The 20,073-nt window shown below is 63.1% G+C and carries 11 protein-coding genes and 1 tRNA gene; 4 read left to right on the forward strand and 8 right to left on the reverse strand.

The window, feature by feature from the left end; genetic code table 11:
- Nucleotides 1-146: 146 nt before the first annotated feature.
- On the reverse strand, nt 147-2,030 hold the full coding sequence (locus H3U90_RS03265; RefSeq protein WP_198177027.1) for a S1C family serine protease: 1,884 nt from the start codon (nt 2,028-2,030) through the stop codon (nt 147-149).
- Between the two features lie 232 nt (nt 2,031-2,262).
- On the opposite strand from H3U90_RS03265, the gene tgt reads away from it, so the two are divergent.
- On the forward strand, nt 2,263-3,561 hold the full coding sequence (gene tgt / locus H3U90_RS03270) for a tRNA guanosine(34) transglycosylase Tgt (RefSeq protein WP_198177028.1): 1,299 nt from the start codon (nt 2,263-2,265) through the stop codon (nt 3,559-3,561).
- Between the two features lie 56 nt (nt 3,562-3,617).
- Nucleotides 3,618-3,700, forward strand: a tRNA-Leu gene (locus H3U90_RS03275).
- Between the two features lie 172 nt (nt 3,701-3,872).
- On the opposite strand, the gene H3U90_RS03280 is transcribed toward H3U90_RS03275, so the two are convergent.
- Both H3U90_RS03280 and H3U90_RS03285 read right to left on the reverse strand, forming a co-directional pair.
- The gene (locus H3U90_RS03280; protein WP_198177029.1) at nt 3,873-5,207 is read right to left on the reverse strand and encodes a dicarboxylate/amino acid:cation symporter; all 1,335 of its coding nucleotides are present in this window, start codon (nt 5,205-5,207) and stop codon (nt 3,873-3,875) included.
- 165 nt (nt 5,208-5,372) lie between these two features.
- On the reverse strand, nt 5,373-5,654 hold the full coding sequence (locus tag H3U90_RS03285; RefSeq protein WP_029679038.1) for a metal-sensitive transcriptional regulator: 282 nt from the start codon (nt 5,652-5,654) through the stop codon (nt 5,373-5,375).
- 119 nt (nt 5,655-5,773) lie between these two features.
- Here H3U90_RS03285 and H3U90_RS03290 point away from each other — a divergent pair, with 119 nt between their 5' ends.
- Nucleotides 5,774-8,632, forward strand: a complete 2,859-nt coding sequence (locus H3U90_RS03290; protein ID WP_198177030.1) for a heavy metal translocating P-type ATPase — start codon at nt 5,774-5,776, stop codon at nt 8,630-8,632.
- Between the two features lie 21 nt (nt 8,633-8,653).
- On the opposite strand, the gene H3U90_RS03295 is transcribed toward H3U90_RS03290, so the two are convergent.
- From H3U90_RS03295 to H3U90_RS03315, 5 genes are all read right to left on the reverse strand, one after another.
- Nucleotides 8,654-9,745, reverse strand: coding sequence for an alpha/beta fold hydrolase (locus H3U90_RS03295; protein ID WP_198177031.1), 1,092 nt, complete (start codon nt 9,743-9,745; stop codon nt 8,654-8,656).
- A 36-nt stretch (nt 9,746-9,781) separates the two neighbouring features.
- Nucleotides 9,782-12,112: a YhgE/Pip domain-containing protein gene (locus H3U90_RS03300; RefSeq protein ID WP_198177032.1), complete on the reverse strand. Its 2,331-nt coding sequence runs from the start codon at nt 12,110-12,112 to the stop codon at nt 9,782-9,784.
- Nucleotides 12,112-14,745 carry a YhgE/Pip family protein gene (locus tag H3U90_RS03305; RefSeq protein WP_198177033.1) on the reverse strand — a complete coding sequence of 878 codons (2,634 nt, stop codon included), beginning with the start codon at nt 14,743-14,745 and terminating at the stop codon, nt 12,112-12,114. Before H3U90_RS03305 ends, H3U90_RS03300 begins: the two co-directional genes overlap by 1 nt.
- A 277-nt stretch (nt 14,746-15,022) precedes the next feature.
- The gene (locus tag H3U90_RS03310) at nt 15,023-16,330 is read right to left on the reverse strand and encodes a chloride channel protein (RefSeq protein ID WP_198177034.1); all 1,308 of its coding nucleotides are present in this window, start codon (nt 16,328-16,330) and stop codon (nt 15,023-15,025) included.
- 57 nt (nt 16,331-16,387) lie between these two features.
- The gene (locus tag H3U90_RS03315) at nt 16,388-18,796 is read right to left on the reverse strand and encodes a S9 family peptidase (RefSeq protein WP_198177035.1); all 2,409 of its coding nucleotides are present in this window, start codon (nt 18,794-18,796) and stop codon (nt 16,388-16,390) included.
- A gap of 349 nt (nt 18,797-19,145) precedes the next feature.
- Between H3U90_RS03315 and H3U90_RS03320 the strand changes: the two genes are divergently transcribed.
- On the forward strand, nt 19,146-20,018 hold the full coding sequence (locus tag H3U90_RS03320) for an InlB B-repeat-containing protein (protein ID WP_198177036.1): 873 nt from the start codon (nt 19,146-19,148) through the stop codon (nt 20,016-20,018).
- Nucleotides 20,019-20,073: the final 55 nt, after the last annotated feature.

Consider the following 20,073-nt stretch of genomic DNA (forward strand, 5'->3'; position numbering starts at 1 on the left):
TCTGACAGCCGTAGCCGGATCACGGCTCTCTTCTGCTCTTGACATATCAAGCCTATACCGCGCCGGGGCCAGCGATGGACGGCGAGTATGACAAGGGGGCCGCACCCGTCAAAGTGACGGATGCGGCCCCTGGGTTCAGTCCCGGATCACTGCCCGAAGAAGAAGCGGAAGGGATCCATGGGGTCATCGTCGTCGCCCGAACCGCCCTGGTCGGAGTCGCCGTCCTGGCCACTGCCGTCCGAGTTCCTCCTGTTGGTCCTGGGCTTGCCCTGCACGGTCTGCTCCTCGCTATCCAAGGTGGCGTTCACCTCGGCGGTCTTGCCGTCGCGCACCACAGTGATCTTGACCGAGTCGCCGAAGGCGGCAGCTCGGACGAAGCCCAGCAGGGAGTAGTTGTTGTTGACTGCATGGCCATTGAAGGCCACGATGGTGTCTCCGACCTTGATGCCGGCCTTGTCAGCCGGGGAGCCCGAGACCACATTGGTGACCTTGGCACCACCGCGGGTGACGCCGTCGGCCTGGGCCGTGCTGCTCTGGATGGTGACACCCAGGGAGACGTGCTTGGCCTTACCGTCCTTGATGATCTCATCGGCAATCCGCTTGACCAGATTGGACGGGATGGCGAATCCGATGCCGATTGACCCTGCCTCAGACTTGGAGGAAGCCATGGAGGCGATGGAGGAGTTGATTCCGATGACCTCGCCGGCCGCGTTGAAGGTGGGGCCGCCCGAGTTGCCGGGGTTGATGGCCGCATCCAGCTGGACCGCATTGGTCACGATGGGGTTGTTGTTACTCTCGTCCATGACCGAGACCGGGCGATTCAGAGCCGAGACGATGCCGGTGGTGGCCGTGTTCTCGTAGCCCAGGGGGTTGCCGATGGCCATGACGTTCTCGCCTACGGCCAGCTTTTCGGAGTCGGCGAACTTCACAGGCTTCAAGTCGGAGGGCGCCTGGTCCAGGCTGAGGATGGCCAGATCGGCAGTGGTGTCGGTACCGACCACCTTGGCCGTGTACATCTGCCCGTTGGAGAGGGTGACGTGGATCTCCTGGGCGCCATCGACCACGTGGTTGTTGGTGACCACATGGCCCTGGGTGTCGAAGACCGCGCCTGATCCGGCACCCACCCCGCTCTTGGTCTGCACCTGGATGGAGACCACGGACTCGGAGACCTGCTTGCTGATGCCCTGCCAGTCAGGAGCCTGCCCGCCCTCGACCTTGGCCGTGCCCTGGCCCGAGGAGTTGGAGGAGACCCCGCTCAGCGAGGAGGACGAGGGCAGGGTGATCCATCCGTTGGACAGGGCCGCCCAACCCAGACCCAGCATAAGAGCTGCGGCCACCAGGGCGGCCACCACGGCGGTGAAGACGTACTTGCCCGTGCCGCTCATGTTGCTGCCGGCGTTGTTGACAGGACCAGGCCGACCGTTGGGGCCGGCGGATCCGAAGGGTGCATAGGGACCCTGGCCGGAGGGCCGGCCACCCTGGGGGTTCTGACCGGCATTCGGGCGAGGCTGGTCGGGCTGGCCATTCTGACCGAACCGGCCTGGCTGTCCGTATTGTCCGAAGAAGTCCTGCTGAGGACCGGAGCCGTATCCCTGATTGGGCTGCCGGTTGGGCTGCTGCTGACCCTGATTGTTGGCAGGCGGACGCGAGCCAGCGGGAGCATAAGCACCATACTCGGGCGCAGGCCGATAGTAGGGCTGCTGCTGCGTCGGCGCATCCTGCCCTGTGGTCGAGCCACTGGAAGCAGGGGCTGGAGTCCCGGTGCCGCTATCGCCATTCGACCCGTTTTCCGTAGTCGCAGTCCGTGCATCGCCACCAGGCATGGCAATAGGGGTCGTGGGCCTCTGATCCCAGGCCTGAGTCTGCTGGTCCCCTTCTTTTGGCGTGGGGACTTGAGCAGAGTCGGTCTGGTCCGCGGAAGATCCCGTCTCCTGCTCATGTTCGGCGGCCCCGCGCTCGATGTGGCTTGGCTGCCAGGACTGACCGTCATCGCCGCCCTTCCAAGGGTCGGCCTTGTGCTCTTCAGCCATTTCTGCTCCTTCGGATCGATGCCGCTGCCTGCTATTCGGTCACGCTTGTCAATCTACCCCGTCGCCCGCGCTTTTTGCTGTTTCCGGCTGACAGACGAAGCGGGTCCTCGCATGCATTGCTACCAAGTCTAGAGCCGAAATACTGAATGTTGTCTGGACATTGCATGAAAGTCACATCGACTGTACACAGGGCGGCAGCGGGACGGTTGGATGTCTTGGATACAGTGGAGCCATGAGCCTGATCACCAACCCGCTGGGAGCCACGCCGGGCCGGCCCGGCGATCGCACCGCTTTCTCATTCGAGACCCTGAACCGCCTGCCTGACAGCCAGAACGGCCTGGGACTCGGTGGCCGCCGCTATGGCCGCACCGGCATCATCCACACTCCGCACGGAGACATACACACCCCCGCATTCATTCCCGTGGCCACCCAGGCGGCCATGAAGGCCGTCCTGCCCGAGCAGATGCAGCAGCTGGGTGCCCAGGTCCTTCTGGCCAACGCCTTCCACCTGTTCGAACGTCCTGGTCCCGACATTCTGGACCAAGCCGGAGGACTGGCCCGGTTCATGAACTGGGACGGCCCCACCTACACCGACTCAGGCGGCTTCCAGGTCCTCTCGCTGGGGGCGGGATTCAAGAAGACCCTGGCCATGGACGTGACCGGCATGAAGTCGGACCAGGTGATCGCCGAAGGCAAGGAGCGCCTGGCCTTCGTGGACGAGGACGGGGTCACCTTCAAGTCCCCGCTCAACGGCGACCGGCACCGCTTCTCGGCTGAAATCTCCATGGGCATCCAGCACCGCATCGGCGCCGACATCATGTTCTCCTTTGACGAGCTGACCACCCTGATGAACACCCGCACCTACCAGGAGCAGTCAGTGGAGCGCACCTTCCGTTGGGCCAAACGCTGCGTGGAGGAGCACCACAGGCTGACCCGGGCGCGGACCGGCAAGCCCTACCAGGCCCTGTTCGGCGTGGTGCAGGGGGCCAACTACGAGGATCTGCGCAGACGCGCCGCCCGCCAGATCGCCTCCCTGGACTTCGACGGCGTGGGCATCGGAGGCGCCATAGAGAAACGGCTGCTGGGGCAGACCTGCGCCTGGATCTGCGACGAAATGCCCGAATCCCGACCCAGGCATGTGCTGGGCATCGCCGCTGTGGACGACATCTTCGCAGGCGTGGAGAACGGAGGAGACACCTTCGACTGCGTATCCCCGGCCCGCTGCGGCCGCAACGGAGCAGTCTTCACCCGTGACGGCCGCTGGAACATCAAGCGCGCCCAGTTCAAGGCTGATTTCAGACCCATAGAAGAGGACTGTGACTGCTACACCTGCACCCACTACTCCCGGGCATACATCGACCATCTGCTTCGCGCCCATGAGCTCAACGGCTACACCCTGGCCACCATCCACAACGAACGCTTCTTCGTGAGGCTGCTGGACGAAATCCGCCAGTCCATCGATGGCGGCTACTTCGACGAGTACAAGAAGGAGACCCTGGCCAGGTTCTACGCCCACGGATCCAAGGGCTGAGCCAACACGCCCTTATTGCGCCGTGCAGACAACCGTGCTAACCTTTCCAGTTGTCTGCGAACGTGGCGGAATGGTAGACGCGCTGTCTTCAGGTGGCAGTGAGCTGATGCTCGTGAGGGTTCAACTCCCTCCGTTCGCACAAAGCAATGTCTTCGGCTGATTGATGTCAGTCGAAGACATTTTTTTATTGCTCCGATGGCGGTCGAGGCTGTTCAGGTTATTTGGCCTTACGGCCACTGCAGATCGGGCCAGTCTGATTCATCCTCTTGTCGCCTGCCACCCGACCGTGCAGTTTTGATGACTTGGAACGATCATTCGATGTCCTGGTCGTCGAAGACCTTGCGGCCCTTGTAGAGGTCGAGGTCCAGCTCGTTCTCGGTCCTGGCCACGATGACTGCCGTATTGGCGGCACCAGCCACGTTCACGAGCGTGCGGCCCATATCCACAATCTGGGAAATAGGCTGCATGATAGCGATGAAGGGTACGGGCAGGCCAGCCGCCGTGAAGAGGGAGGTGGCGGTGATCGTGGCTGTGCCGGGCACGCCCACCGTCCCCACGGAAACCACCAGGGCAAAGACGATCAGGAGGGCGAAACGCAGGGGGGAGTAAGGAATCCCCTGGGCATTGATGGCGAAGACCGCCAGAAGGACGGGCCAGAGCCCGGCGCATCCGGGCATGCCCAGATTGGCTCCCAGGCTGGCCACGAACGAAGCTGTCTCTTCGGGAACGCCGGCAGAACGCAATTGACGGACCGTGACAGGAATGGTGCCGATGCTGCTCTCGGAGGTGAAGGCCACCACGCCCGCCGGCCAAAGGGAGCGGAAGAAGGGCAGAGGATTGACCCGGCCGACCAGGGCCAGAATCAGGGGTTGAACCAGGAAGAGCTGAATGGCCAGACCCAGGTAGGCCACCAAGAGAACCGCCAACAGGGGCAGAAGGCTCTTCAGGTTGCTACGACCGATGGCGGCGGCGATCAGGGAAAGGACCGCATAGGGGGTGAAACCGACCACGATCTGGGTGGCCTTGGACAGGACCACATTGCCGGCTTCCACGAAAGCCTTGAAGGGGGCCACGCTCTGCTCGCCGCGCGGGGTAGAGGCGGCCTTGTTCAGAGAGACTGCCAGGAGGATGGCGAAGATCACGACGGGAATGACCTGGTTCTGGGCCCAGTTTTCCGCCAGATTCGAAGGGAAGAGGCCGATCAGGGTATCGAGCACTCCCGGCACCTCGTGAGGCTTGGCCCCCTTGGGCAGGGCCTGGTTGAACCCCTTGCCGACCTGGAAGAGCAGCCCCAGAACCAGGGCGATCACGGCGGCTGTGAAGGTGTTGACCATGAGCAGAACGATGGTCTTCACACTGATGTTCTTCAACCGACCAGACCCCCCGATGCGGCTGATGCTGGCGATGATGCTGAAGAGCAGGAGGGGTACCACCAGGGCCGAAATGACCTCGGACCAGACGTTGCCGAATGCCCCCACATAGGTCGTGTGACCGGAGAAGCCCACACCCACCAGGATTCCCAACACCGTCGCTATGATGACCCGCCAACTGAAGTTGACCTTGGTCTTCCTGCTCAGCAGGGCCAGTCCCGCAAAGAGAATGACGACCACTATCAGGGCCGCCCAATCCCAACTTGTTTCCGACATTGCCTCTCCCTCATCGATCCGTTCTCCCCAGGACCGAACGGCCCGGGGTTGGGGTTCAATCTAACAGGAAAGAAGCGGAAGTCCAGCGATTCCCGGAAGAACGCCTATACCCGCTGCTTATGGACTGCTATTCCAGGGCGGATTGAGCCTGTCTGACGAGGGCCGCTAGGAGCGGACCAGGCGGGCGATGGCCTCGGAAGCCTCCTGCATCTTCTCGTCGGCCTCCTCGCCTCCCTTTTCGGCGGCCTCGCGGACGCAATGGTCCATATGGTCGTCCAGCAGGGTCAGAGCCACTGACTTCAGGGCACTGGTCGAGGCGGCGATCTGGGTGAGGATGTCGATGCAGTAGGTGTCTGACTCGACCATCTGCTCGATGGCCCTGACCTGACCCTCGACACGCCGGAGTCTGGTGATGGTCCGCTTTTTGTCCTTGGCATATCCGGGCACGATTCACTCCATTTCTGGTCGACCCATGGCCTTCATGGCGGAGCCAGGGCTGACTCGAATTCATGAAACCCATCTCGAAATTCACCATCAGTATACCCCTGGGGGGTATAGTGGGCCACATGAGCAGCATCCTGGTCCTTATCGCGGCCCTGGCCATCACGGCGGGCATCATCTGGTACTTCTTCGCGCCCAGAAAGGCCACCCAAGCCAAGGATGAGGGCGGCGTCCAGACCGTCCACATCACGGTCAAGGGCGGATACAGCCCCCAGCTGATCCAGGTCCAGGCCGGGCGGCCGGTCAAGCTGGTCTTCGACCGCCAGGAGAGCGGAGAGTGCTCCTCGCATGTGGTCTTCAACGACTTCAACATCGACAAGACCCTGCCCGCCTTCCAGACCTCAACCGTCCAGCTGACCCCGCCCAAGGCCGGCGACTACCCCTTCGCCTGCGGAATGAACATGCTTCACGGGATGCTCCGGGCCACCGACGGACCCACGACCGGCAGTACCGAAGCACAATCCGAACAGGCACAAGGCAGCCAGCCACAAAGCGAGCGCCCACAAGCCGAACCCACCGAACCCGCCAAGCCTGCCCAGACCAACGGCGGCAACGACCAGGACGAGGCGGATCAAGAGCGCTCGGCAGAAATCCACGACCTGACCAGGCGATTCATCGTGGCCCTGGTCTTCACGCTCCCGGTTTTCATCCCGGCCATGTTCGGCATGTTCCTGCCCATGCCCCACATCCTGATGAACCCCTGGGTCCAGCTGGTCCTGATCCTGCCGGTTATGTTCTACTCGGGCTGGCCCATCCACCGCACAGGATGGCTGGCCCTGGCACACCGGGCTCCGGAGATGAACTCCCTGGTCGCCCTGGGCACTGCCACGGCCTTCCTCTACTCGCTGGTGGTCACCGTGGCCCCGCAGCTCCTGCCTGAGGGAAGCCGTGAACCCTACTACGAGGCCGTGGGCACCATCATCACCCTGATGATTCTCGGCCAGATCCTGGAGGCACGGGCCCGGCGCGGCACCGGCGATGCCATCCGCGCCCTTGTCGGGCTCAGGCCCAAGACCGCCACCGTGGTGAGGACCGGCCAGGACGGCAGGGAGACCACCCAGGAGATCGCCGTCGACGATGTGACCGTCGGAGACGTGATTCAGGTCCATCCAGGCGAGAAGTTGCCGGTGGACGGCCAGGTCATATCCGGGTCATCCTCAGTGGACGAATCCATGGTGACCGGCGAGCCCATGCCCGTCCTCAAGCAGGAGGGCGATTCTCTGGTCGGAGCCACCGTCAACGGCACGGGCTCCCTGCGCTACAAGGCCACCCAGGTAGGGCAGGACACAGTCCTGGCACAGATCATCCGGCTGGTCAAGACGGCTCAAACCTCTAAAGCGCCCATTCAGAAACTGGCCGACCGAATATCGTCAATCTTCATCCCCGGAGTCATCCTGGTAGCGCTCTGGACCTTCGTAGCCTGGTGGGTGTTCGGCCCCATGCCCCGCGGAGTATACGGAATCGTGGCGGCGGTCTCCGTCCTGGTCATCGCCTGCCCCTGCGCTTTGGGCCTGGCCACCCCCCTGTCCGTGACGATCGGCACCGGACGTGGCGCCCGTGCCGGCGTACTCTACCGGTCGGCGGAGGCCCTACAGGGAGTACATGACGTCGACACCATCGTCCTTGACAAGACCGGCACCATCACTCAGGGCCGGCCTGAACTGGCCGACGCTCTGAGCGTGCGGCGGCTGGATAAGGACCTGCTAATAAGAGCGGCCGCGAGCGCCGAGAGCAATTCCGAGCACCCCCTGGCCCAGGCCATCGTCCAGGCCGCCAAGGACCGCAATCTGGAGCTGGTCCCAGCCGAGGACTTCGACTCGGTCACCGGCGCCGGCATCGATGCGACCTTCCCCTCCGGCTCCTTCGACGGAAGCAAGGGCACCTCGCATGTTCTTGTCGGCAACCGCAGGCTGCTTGAGGGCAAGGGAATCGAGCTAGGGAACGAAATGGCGGACCAAGCCGGCCCGCAATCCCTCTTCGACACCGCTCGCAGCTGGGAGGATCAGGGCCGCACGACCATCTTCGTAGCCATCGACGGCAGGCTTGCCGGGGTCCTTGCCGTGACCGACCAGGTCAAGTCCGGCTCCAAGCAGGCCATCCACGACATGAACGAGCGCGGCATCCAGACCATCATGCTGACCGGCGACAACCAAGGCACCGCCGAGCAGGTCGGCAGTCAGGTCGGTGTCACCCGGGTGGTGGCACAGATCCATCCCGAGGACAAGGCGAGCATCGTCAAGGCCCTCCAGGCCCAGGGGCACAAGGTGGCCATGATCGGCGACGGCATCAACGACGCCCCGGCCCTGGCCCAGGCCGACCTGGGCATGGCCATCGGCACCGGAACGGACGTGGCCATCGAGTCCGCCGACGTGACCCTGGTCTCGGGTGATCTGAACGCGGCCGTCAAGGCCATTGACCTCTCAGCAGCGACCATGCGCAACATTCACCAGAACCTCTGGTTCGCCTTCGGATACAACGGCCTGGGCATCCCCATCGCCGCCGGCGTGCTCTACCCCTTCATCGGCCTCCTGCTCAACCCCATGATCGCTGGCGCAGCCATGGCCTTCTCCTCCCTGTCTGTGGTGCTCAATGCCAACCGGCTGCGGCACACGCCCCTGAAGGCCAGGCCGATCAAGGTGGCCAGGCCAATCGACATGGATGCCCTGACCAGGGACCTCAGTATTTCCACCCACCAAGAACACAACCAAGAGAAAGGAAACGAGATGGGACTCTTCCATCATCATGACGACATGCAGCAGGATCAGGCAACAACAGGCAAGGTCACCGACCCGGTCTGTGGCATGACCATCGACCCCAACACAGCCGCAGCCAAGCGCGACTACCAGGGCAAGACCTACTACTTCTGCTCGCAGAACTGCGTCAATACCTTCGATGCCGATCCTCGGAAGGTGCTCAACAAGTAGGATTGTGCGTTCTTCGTCCGATCAGCTATCGTCAGCAAGCTGCCAGGGCTGGTCGAAAAAGTCGAAGATGCGCTCCAAGTAAGGCCCCAGGACCTTGTCGGGCATCTGGTAGAGCTCGTGCATGCTGCCCGGGATGCGGACCAGCGTGGCCTGGCAGCCACCCTGCTGGACCTGGTCGACAAAACGGTTCTGGGGCATCGGCAGCACAAACCGGTCGGGCTGAGCCTGGAAAAGCAGCAGAGGGGTCTCCACCCGGCTGCACCGGTCGGGACGCAGTATGGCCCTGCTCATCTCCAGGCTTTCCCTGACCCAGCCAAAGGTGGCGGCGCTGGTCTGGTAGTGCAGTTCCTTGGCCCGTAACTTATGGGTCCAGGCCACCCGCGCCTGGCTGCCATTGGGGTACTTGCCCATGTCCAGCTCGGGGCGGAATGGGCCGAACCCCGGAGCCATGCTGCGCGAGCGGCCCATCATGCAGGCGGCGTTTGTTGCCGTCCAGGCCACCGAGGGCATGAACCCGGTCCGCGGCGCAATCATGGGTGATGACAGGACCGCCTTATCGATCAGGGAGGGGAAGGTTTCCAGCATCCGCGCAGCCACGCCGCCGCCCATGGAGTGGGCATAGAGCATCATGGGATTGTCCTGGGCATACTGCTGGCCCACCTGGGAGCAGAAGGCGGCCAGATCCGCCACATACCGCTGCCAATGATCCACCCAGATCAGGCTGGGATCGTTCACACCACGGCCGGAGAAACCGTGCCCCCAATGCTCGGGAATGCAGACGGAGTACCCCTGCATCAGGAAGTACCAGGCCATCTCCTGATACTTGTCAGCGAATTCCGAAAAACCGAAGGAGATGATTACGGCCCCGCGCACACGAGCCGAGCCGGACTCCACCGCACCTTGGCGAAACAGCGTCCTGTCATAACAGACGTAATGCAAGAGCCGGGAGGGGTCCACGCCGCCGAGATGGGCCTTGTCCAACAAGGTTCCCCCGTCCTCGCCGCCATCATGGGAGATCATCCATCCATCACTGCGACAGGAGGCCAGCTCAGGAAGGACGCGCTCCTTCATGATCCAGTCGTAGCGGCGCTCCTCAACCAGTTGGACGCTCATGCTCTCACCCTATACCACCTGCTATCAGACTCGGCCCTACATGAGCCGGGTGCTCTCCAGGTTTCTGACAATCCAGTCATTGAAGCGGATGACAGGCTTGCGCAGCACCAGCCCCAGCAGCAGCGAAGGCACCAGGAAGAGGGCCAGGGTAGCCATCTCCCGCCAGAACTCCATGCCATAGGCTCCGGCAACGGCCGACTGCATGGCTCCGATGGCGTGGACGAAGGGCAGGAAGGGATAGACCCCCTGGAAGAAGCCGGGCAGGGTTTCCATGGGGAAGGTGCCGCCCGAGCCGGCCACCTGCATGACCAGGAGGATGACGGCGATGGCCTTGCCGATGTCACCGAAGGAGACGACGAGGGTATAGATCAGATTCATGAAGACGAAGGAGGCGAAGACCGCCACCAGCACGAACATCAGCGGATGGACGCATTGGACCTTCAGGTAGAAGAGGTCTCCCAGGGCTATCAGGCAACCCTGGAGGATGGCCATCAGGGCGAAGACCGCGAATCTGCCGAAGTACTCCTGGTAGAGCTGAAGGCCGAAGCGGCGGGCGTTGCCTGGTGACTCCGGACGGAAGGCTCCCCAGGAGCGGCGGCCCTCGGGATCCTCATCCAGGTCGTCGGCCCTCTTCCAGGCATCCTGCAGGGAGTCCAGGTGCAGGACGAAGGCCTTCTTCTTGTCGGACAGGGCCACCTTCATCATGGCCGCCAGAATGGTGGCACCCACCCAGATGGAGAGAATGGTGTAGAAGGGGGTCATGGCCGACCCGTAATTCATGACAGGGAAGACCGCATGTCGATGGATGCCGACCGGCGAGGACAGAAGTGCGGCCAGGGTTTCGGAATCCCCGCCCAGCAGGGATTTGACCTCCTGCGTATCCTTGCCCTGAGAAGCCTGGGTCAGGTGTCCCCCCAGGTCGGTCAGCCGCTTGGAGGCCTGGTCCAGACGCTGAGAGATCTCCCCTAGTTGGTCCTTGGCCTGGCCGATGTCATTGGTCATAGGGCCCGTCAGCCCGGAGGCGCCCTTGACGGTTCCATCCAGACCCGTCAGCAGCCGGTCGGTCGAGGTGACCACGGTGTCCATGGAGGAGGCCAGGTCGTCCAGGCGGGGCTTCAGATCCTTGCGGTACTGGGTGCGGACCTGGTCCACCGAGGCGCGGGCCTGGGCAATCCTGTTCTTCAGATCCTGGCGCTGACCGCCCAGCTTGTCCTTGCCCTCCTTGGCTGTCTGGGAGGCCTGGCTAATCCGGTCGGCCAGGTCGCGCTGAGAGGCTTGGGCCGCGCGCATTCCAGCCTGGGCCTGATCGATGGCGGTCAGAAGAGCCTGGCGCTGGTCAGCTGTCAGATTGGCATCGGATTCCACAGTGCTGCGCAGATTTTCCAGGCTGGCGATTATCCCGTCGTAGTCGGCTGCCGAGTCTCTGATCCGTTGGCTCAGATCGTTCAACTGGCTACTGACTGCATCGCTCTGCTGGCCCACCTTGTCGAAAGCGTCGTCGATCTTGGAGCCGATGGTGTCATAGGCGCCCGAAGCCTGGTCAAGGGCGGCGTCGACCGCCTGGGCCGACCCGGAGAGGGACTTGCCCAGATCCTTGGACCCCCTGGTTCCCTGATTCAGGGCCTTCCTGGCATCGGCCATGGCGGAGTCGGACCGGCCCAGAATCCTGCCGGTGGAGTCGATCATCCTTCCGGAGGAGTCCAGAAGGCCCGCATAGGCATTCACCTGGCTGGAGGCAGTGGTCAATCGCTGTGACATCTGATCGATGTGGCTGGTCGTCCTGGTCAGATAATCCTGGACCTGGGGGCTCTGGGAGTAGGTGAAAACCTGGCTGGCCAGGTCGATCCCCACCTGCCCCACGGTCTTGACGAAGGTCTTGTCGATGGTCGTGGCCACGGTGTCGGCCCCCTGCTCGGTGACATGGGGGGCGATGGCGTTCTTCTTCTCGTTCAGGTAGTACTCGAGGTTGGCGTGCTTCACATCCTGCGAGAAGAGGGTCATCATGTCCGCGCTGAAATCCTTGGGGATGACGATGGCGGCATAGTACTCGCCCGAGCGCACCCCCTCCAGGGCCTGGTCACGGTTGACGAACCTCCAGTCCAGCTGGTCGTTGGCCCGCAGCGTGCTGGTGACCGTCTCCCCCACGTTGATCCTGACCGGAATCAGGTCGGACTTGTACCCCTTGTCGGTGTTGGCCACGGCCACCTTGATGGCCTTGGTGTTCTTGTAGGGGTCCCAGCTGGCGGCGATGTTGAACCAGGCATAGAGGGCCGGGACGATGATCAGGCCCATCAGGACGATGATGGCGATGACGTTGCTGGTGGCATCGGCCAGGTCCTTGCGCAGGATCCTCCAAATGTTCCTCATCAGCGGTCACCGTCCTCGTGAGCGTCTTCCTCATCGTGGTTCATGACTGATTCGCGCACGGCCGTGGTCAGCCTGGTCATGGCCGAGGGACCCTGCCGACGCGGGCGGATCAGGGTGTGAAAGTCCATGCCGGGACGCTCGGCCAGACCCAGCTGCTGAACATAGCTGTCACAGATGTACTCGACGATGATCAGGTAGGCGTCTATCAGGACAATGGAGGCGATGCAGGCGATCAGCATGACGATCTTGGCCTCGGTGCTGAACAGCAGGATAAGGAAGAGCACCGGCAGCAGGACCAGGACCAGACCAGCCCGGATCAGCGTTGGATAGAGGGCCAGGAAGCGATGCGCCCGCCGCCTTATGACGGCACGGTAGTCGCCCTCGCCCAGGATGGAGCGGGCCAGGCTGCCCAGGCTCAGACGACGGTCGGCAGAATGGTTCTGCTCGGTCAGCATCAGGTCGGTGGCGCCCAGCCGACGATCGAAGAGGGCATTCAGGTTGAGCAGGTACCGCCGCACCACCAGTCCGATCAGCAGGGCCACCGGAAGGTACCAGAAGACGTGGAGCATATCCTGCCAGTAGTGGTTGCCATACATACCGCCGATGGTCTCGCGCATGGCATTGATCCCGTAGGTGAAGGGCAGCCAGGGGTTCAGATTGCGGAAGAAGTCAGGCATCATCTCGATGGGATACATGCCCGATGAGCCAGGTATCTGCAGGATGACCAGAACCACAGCCAGGGCCTTGCCGATATGCCTGAAGGAGGCAGCCAGGGCATAGATGATGTTGATGTAGACGAAGGAGGCGAAGACCCCGGCCAGGACGAACAGGGCCGGCTGTTGGCATTGGATGCCCAGCATCAGGTCGCCCACTGTAGCGATCAGCGCCTGGAAGAAGCCGACGAAGACCAGCAGAAGCCAGCGGCCCAGGTAGGCCTGGGTGGCGGTGCACTTGCGGATGCCCTCCTTGTCGACCTCCAGCTTGTAGATGGCTATCAGGATGAACCCGCCCACCCAGAGGGCCAGATTGGTATAGAAGGGCGCCACGGATGATCCGTAGTTGCTTACCGGGTAGACCGTGTGCGAGGCCAGCTCAACCGGCGAGGCCATGGCCTTCCCGAAGGAGTCCGGGCTCAACCCCAGGGTCTGGGACATCCGGTTCCAGGCGGCCGAGGACCCTAAAGCGGCCACATCGGTGCGAACCCCCTCCAGGTCGGACCTGACCGAAGCCAGGGAGGTCCTGGTGGTGGACAGGGTCGACTGGGCCTGACCGATGGTGGAGTCCAGCTGGTCCAGCAGGGCGTCGGTCTGGGCGGCCGTAGTGGACAGGCTGCTCAGGGCGCCCTGAAGCGAGCCGTTGGAGGCATTGAGGTTGTCCAGGCCGGTAAGGAGGTTGGGCATGGTGGTCCCCGTCAGGCTCTGGCTGGCCGCAGTCAGGGCCTTGATGCCGGAGTCGCCGGTGTCGGTCATGGCCGAGCTCAGATCCGATGCGGCCCGCTTACCCGAGTCCAGAGCCGTGGAGGAGTTCTTCTTGAAGGCATCCAGGGATGCCTTCTGCTGCTGGTTGGTCTTTTTCAGATCATCGATCTGCCGTTGGATGCTCTCGTAGGCCGGATCCCCAGGATGCAGTCCGGACTGGTCCAGACCCGACTGGAGCCGGTCCACGGCCTTCCCGTTGGCATCGACCAGCTGGCTCAGGCCGGAATTGACCCGGTCCACCTTGTCTTGGGTGGCGTTCAGGTCGGAGGTAATCCCGCCTGCCACTGTATTCACATCAGTGACCGCGCTGGACAGCCGCACCGACCCGTCCGCCAGGGCCTGGTTCAGGGCGGAGGAGAAGCGAAGACTGTCATCGCGGGTCCTGGTCATGTGGTCCTGGGCCTTGCTCAGGGTGGCCTGGGTGGCCGATATCTGACTCTGCAGGTTCTTGATGTCGTTTCTGGAGCCGGCCACGGTCTGCCGGGCCTGGCCCATGGTGGAACCAATCCGGTCAAGCTGGCCGTCCATCCGGTCAAGCTGGCCGATGATGTCCCCCAGGTCGCCCACCACCTGGCTGCGGCTCTGCTCGGCCGCGCCCTGGGCATCGCCGGCGGTCTGCAGGACCTTCCCGGCCAGGGCATCGCTGACAGCCGAGACGAAGACCGTGTTGATCTCCTGATCGATGGTGGAGGCGCCGGTGTCGGTCACCTTGGGGGCGATGGCGTTCTTCTTCTCATTGACGTAATAGTTCAGGGCAGGTCTGTTTCCGGTCCCCTCGACTATGCCGACCAGGTCGGCACTGAACCGTTCGGGGATGATAATGGCCGCATAGCACTGGCCCGAGTGGACCTCGTCGATGGCTCTCTGGTCATCGTCCATAAACTTCCAACCCAGGCTTTTGTTGCCGCGCAGTTCCTGAATGACTGATCTACCGGCGTTGATCCTGCCGGTTTCCGCGGATTGCGCCCCTCGGTCCATGCTGACAACCGCCACAGGGAGGTTCTTGACATTGCTGTAGGGGTCCCAGAGGGCCATGATGTTGAACCAGGCATAGAGGGAGGGCAGCACGGCCACGCCGATGGTCACGACCAGGGCCACGGGGTTGCGCAGTATCCGCCAGAGATCTCGCCTGAAGATGGCCAACACGGTCTTCACCGCCAGGCACCTCCTTCTTGTCTGTCAGGGGGATCACGGCACTGGCCTGCTCCACTCGGATTGGCTGCATCCTCCCGGGACTTACGTCCGGCCTGAGTATAGCCACCCTTCCTTACTGGCCCAGACCGGTCAGCTGATTGTGAATGCCCACGCAAGGCCGGAGGCGGCAGGGTAGACATGCGACCAGTGGTGGTTTCATCGTATATGAATAAGGACGGAATCTTTCGGCATCACGCAAGGCCGGAGCATCAGGGCGACAAGGGCTCCCGACAACGGTTTATGCCTTGGCCACGAACAGACGTGAGACCGCCATCGACAGGGCCACAGCCAGGCCCATGGGCATGAAGGCCATGACCGGCAGGTGGCAGACCTCCATCAGCATGGCCATGGCCATGAGCGGAGCCTGTTGGGAGGCGGCCAGCAGGGAGGCGGCGCCAATGACGGCACACTGCCAGACCGGCAGTCCGGGCACAAGACAAGCAAACAACAGACCCAGAACAGCGCCCATGGCGGATCCCAGGGCTATGGAAGGCGTCAGGGTGCCGCCGAAAGCCCCGGCACGGATGGTGGCTGTGGTCAGCAGGGCCTTGGCCAGCGCAAAGAGGGCCAGGAGGGCAAGCGACTGCGCCAACTGGAGCCCGGAGAACCCGGCAGACAGCCGCTGATCCATGCCCATCTGTGCCAGAGCCCGGCCGTTGCCCATGACCTGGGGGACGGCCAGGGCCACCAGACCGGTCAACAGAGCAACCCCTGTCAGCTGCCAGATAGCCGCGGGACCATTGGTCCTATGAGCTTCGGCCCAGGAGGTCATCCGCCGGAATCCGGCCCCCAACAGTCCCATGACCGGTCCGATCAGGAGGACCACTGCCATGAGCCAGGGCTGGAAGGGCTCGGAGCCGACCTTGTAGTAAGGGGCGAACCCCTTGATGGATCCGCCGACCAGGGTGGCCAGGGCCGACATGGCCAGATTGACCGTCACCACTTCGGCATCCACCCGCCGCAGCAGCACCTCGATGCCGAAGAAGGCGCCGGTCAGAGGCGCAATGTAAATACCGGCGAATCCCGCACCCGCAGCCGAGGCAACCAGCAGCGGACCGTCCTGATCACGCAGCCCCAGCCGTCGGCCCATCCTGGTCCAGAAACCGCCCAGAAGGGCCCCAGCCTCGCGAGGGGCCACCTCCCTGCCTATGGAGCCGCCGGCAGCCACAAAGAAAATCTGGGTGAGCACATGAACCACGGTCCGCCCCGGAGGCATGGGTGCACCCTTGACGGCCTGACCGACCGAGGGAACCAGCCTGGTCCTCGTCCGAAGCCAGGCCCAGACCAGACCGGCCACCAGTCCGGCCAGGGTCACCGAGGCCAGCCTCCTGATCGGGGGCACCGCCTCAGCCGTGGGAGCCTCCGGAGTCTCAGCGAAACCCAACAGGCCGACCTGGGTCAGCTCGAAGAACCTTGCCAGCAGGCCCGAGGAAAGTCCGACCAACAGGCCCAGGCAGAGCACCGAGACCGCCAGGCCCCAGCTGCGGGGAAGCCGGAATCCGCGATTGGGTCCTGGAGTCTGGTCAGGCTTTCGTTGGGTATGCACAACCCCAATCTAGCGGAAGCAACCGCCAGCAGAGCGTCAGCCCAAGCAGCCTTTCTGTCAGTCCGTCTTGTTCTTGAGGGCCTCCCGCAGGAAGTCCCGCTGCAGAATAAGCAGGTTCTCGGCCACAGTCTCGTCATTGGTCATGTGGGTGATGCCAGTCAGCGGCAGGACCGTATGGGGACGGCCGGCCGCCATCAGAGCGCCGGAGAGCCTCAGGGTGTTGGCCACCGAAACGTTATCGTCCGCAAACCCATGGATCAGCATCAGCGGGCGACGCAGCGAGGGGGCGTCATCAATAATCCCGTTGCGGCGGTAGACGGCCGGGTCCAGACCCAGATAGCGTTCGGTGTAGTGAGTGTCGTAAAGAGTCCAGTCCGTGGGCGGGGCGCCAGCGCAGGCCGCATGGATTCGGTCGGGAGCCCGCAAAACCGACAGGGCCGACAGGAAGCCGCCATATGACCAGCCAATCATGGCCACATGCCCCAGGTCGGCCTCGGGAGCGAAGTCCGGCAGGGCCTCCAGAGCCTCAAGCTGGTCATCCAGAGTCACCTGGGCCATGTCCTCGAAGATGGCCCGATCCCAGGCAGGACCACGACCAGGCGTGCCCCGGCCGTCGGCGGTCAGGACCAGGAAGCCCTGATCAGCCCACCACTGGGACTCCCAGTAGTAGGACTGGTTGAAGACCACCTGCTGGGCACCTGGCCCGCCATAGGGTTTGAGCAGGACGGGCAGGTTGTCGGCGCTGGCGTAGGGGCTGGATTCGGACGGCCTGACAATGGCTGCGAACAGCTCGTGCTGGCCCATGCGCACGAAGTCCACGTTGGGGGTGAACCCGGGATCGCTGCTGGTGTCGGCCAGGACGGCGCTCATGGCTCCCTGGCTATTGATATGACCGGCGTCCACGGCCCGGCGATCAGGGCGATCCTGATGCTCCGGCCGCACAGGTTCGCCTGTCTGCCTAGCACTGCTGTCGGGGCGGGCTTCGCCCACCAGCCCCAGCCCTTCGGCACCCAGGCGGTCCAGATCCCCGTCAGCCCCCAGGTAGCAGTGGCGCACCTGTCTCTGCGCCGAAGCCATGGTCCGGCCGCTGACCACGATGCCATGGCCGGCTCGCGAGGCGGACCACACTCCAGGCAGACGGTTGAGCACATGGATGGAGCCGTCATAGCTCAGACGCATCAGGTCGAAGCTGCGGGGGTCGGTGGAGACTACCGCCAGCACATCGCGGTCCCCCACGGACAGCACCTGCCGAATCTGGCAGCCAGCCGGGGAGAATACCCTCCCGTCCAAACGTAGCCGCGTGGTGTCGGCTTCAGTATCGATGAAGGCGTCCACCAACCCACCCTGGGGCCGGTAGGCCGGCAACCCGGGCACCAGGTCGATCCACTGGTCGTTGCCATGCTCCTGCAGCACCCTGGTGGCCACCTTGGGCGCCACCTCGGGATCAAGCAGGGTCATATTCTGTCCCGGCTCCAAGCCCTGACGGGTATCCGGCACCTGCACATCCAGGATCCTGTCCTCGGTCTGGCGGCGGTTCTGAACCAGCAGCAGGGGCCGATGCCCGTCCTGCCAGCGGACCACAGCCAGGTACTCGAAGGCCTGATGGTCCCAGTCCACCTCACCCACCCAGGGGTCGGCATTATCCTGGCCCAAGAGGACCAGGCTCAGTCCGACGCGGGCGTTGGCGGTCAGAGCCTGGGGATACCGCCGGGCGCGCGGCCCGACCTGGGGATTGGCCGGATCGCTGATGTACCAGATCGGCTCATCGGAGGAATCAGTGTGCTCGACCAGCAGTGCCTTGGAATCCGGCGACCACCAGAACCCCTGGTAGCGGTCCATCTCCTCGCCGGCCACGAACTCGGCCAGCCCCAGCCGCATCCGATCATCGGTGCCTGGGCGCAGGGCCAGGACAGCCCTTTCTCGATCCTGCCCGGCATCCTGCCCAATGGTGACCACCATCAGGCGGTCGCCAGTGGTATAGGCCACCATGCTGCCGTCCGGGCTGATGGCAGGATTGAGCACAGCCGAATCGCTGTCTTCCAAGCTCAGGGCCCGTGTAGAGGCGGTGAGACCATCAGGGGCTATCAGCGAGAGCCAGAGCCGACCGCCCAAGGCAAAGACCACGCGATCCCCGGCATCATCCACGCTGTAATCGACAATGCCCTCACCGCCCTCTCGCGAGCGCTCCCTGCGGGCCAGCTCGGCGGCCGGCACCTGTTCCTGGTCCGCATCCTCCAGCAGGGCCCTTGGGTCAGCCAGGAACACCTCATGGTGGCGGCCTTCCTGGTCAAAGACGGACAGCCAGAGCCCGATCACCAGGTCTTCAGGTCCGTCGGAGCGCAGGAATACGGCCCGCGAACCGTCCCCCACCGCCAGGGCCGACCGTGGCGCACCCAACGTAAACCGCAGGGTCCGGGCCTTGGCCCGCGGATATGCCTCCATCGCCCGATCCACCTCTTCGGCCATGCTCGCTCCTCGAATATCTCTGACATGATCCCCATGACCATGCGTCTGCCACGATGATAAGCGCCCAGATGCCAAAGGGGAATTCCAAGAGCTCAACTGCGAGGCGCCACCCTGCCTTCAGCAGACGTTAATCGTTCTACATGAGAAACTTTTATCGTCAGATAAGACATATTTTCGAACTACGACCGGCCGATGACCATTCCCTGCGTTAGAATTGTAGCGTGTTATCGCCAAAGACTGGTCGATGATGCCTGTTTCCCAGGGGTAGGGGTGTCAAGGCAGGACACCCCCATGAACGTATCTGGGGAGCAACCGACAATAGAGAAAATAGAGGTAACCAATGAATATCATGGTTCGTTTCAAACGCGCATGCGCAGTACTCGCTGCCGGCGCCACCCTGGCTGGCGGCTTAGCACTGCTGCCCACCGTGGCCCAGGCTGTGGAGAGCAAGAATGTCCAGACCAAAGCCGCTCCTTACACAATCACATTCATCAGCGATTTGACCTCGACTACAGGAGAGACACGACAGACCGACTCAACCGGCAAGCTGGATCCCGAGTCACTTCCCAAGGCTGTGCTGCCTGACTACATGAAAGATTCGCAGACAAAAGATAAGCCTTGGCAAGCTGACGGATGGACCTATTCTGCTATGGGCTTCGACAAAGTGGACTTCAGCCAACCTTTCACCGCCGACACCACCGTCTATGCGAAATGGGATCAGCCGAACATAATCTATTTCAACAGTCAGGATCCGCGTGACGATTCGAGTGAGCTCGTTCAACAGTCCCTGATTACAAAAGAGGGCCACAAGCTGGCTGAGCTGCCCAAGAACCCTCCCAGCTACCCCGGGTACACTTTCGATGGATGGTTCTCTGCTGAAAACGGCAAAGCTTTTGACCCCACGGCCACCTTCTCTGAAGACACTAATTTCACAGCCCGGTACACCAAGGTGACCACTCCCAACCAACCTGACGAGCCTGGTCAGACCACTCCCAACGAGCCTAACAAGCCTGGTCAGACCGCTCCGGTTGACAACAACACCAAGCAGCCCGCCAAGGACAACAACAAGGCTCCAGCCAAGGATCCGGCTAAGAAGGACGCCAAGAACAACAACAATCTGGCCAAGACCGGCGCCGACGCCACGGCTCCTCTGGCCATCGCCGCTGGCCTCTGCCTGGCTGCCGGCATCACCCTGGGTCTGCGTCGCAAGCTGGCTCTGTGAGTCCGCAGGCTTCGGCCTGACCTATGATGATTGAAGTTCAAAGGCCCCTGGTCCA

Origin of the sequence: Bifidobacterium sp. W8103 (assembly GCF_016100775.1) — a bacterium.
In the GTDB taxonomy this organism is placed as follows: domain Bacteria; phylum Actinomycetota; class Actinomycetes; order Actinomycetales; family Bifidobacteriaceae; genus Bombiscardovia; species Bombiscardovia choladohabitans.

Bases quoted from the DNA above. Each gene is read 5' to 3' on its own strand.
- H3U90_RS03265 (WP_198177027.1), bottom strand. From the start codon at position 2,030: ATGGCTGAAGAGCACAAGGCCGACCCTTGGAAGGGCGGCGATGACGGT.
- tgt (WP_198177028.1), top strand. From the start codon at position 2,263: ATGAGCCTGATCACCAACCCGCTGGGAGCCACGCCGGGCCGGCCCGGC.
- H3U90_RS03280 (WP_198177029.1), bottom strand. From the start codon at position 5,207: ATGTCGGAAACAAGTTGGGATTGGGCGGCCCTGATAGTGGTCGTCATT.
- H3U90_RS03290 (WP_198177030.1), top strand. From the start codon at position 5,774: ATGAGCAGCATCCTGGTCCTTATCGCGGCCCTGGCCATCACGGCGGGC.
- H3U90_RS03295 (WP_198177031.1), bottom strand. From the start codon at position 9,745: ATGAGCGTCCAACTGGTTGAGGAGCGCCGCTACGACTGGATCATGAAG.
- H3U90_RS03300 (WP_198177032.1), bottom strand. From the start codon at position 12,112: ATGAGGAACATTTGGAGGATCCTGCGCAAGGACCTGGCCGATGCCACC.
- H3U90_RS03315 (WP_198177035.1), bottom strand. From the start codon at position 18,796: ATGGCCGAAGAGGTGGATCGGGCGATGGAGGCATATCCGCGGGCCAAG.
- H3U90_RS03320 (WP_198177036.1), top strand. From the start codon at position 19,146: ATGGTTCGTTTCAAACGCGCATGCGCAGTACTCGCTGCCGGCGCCACC.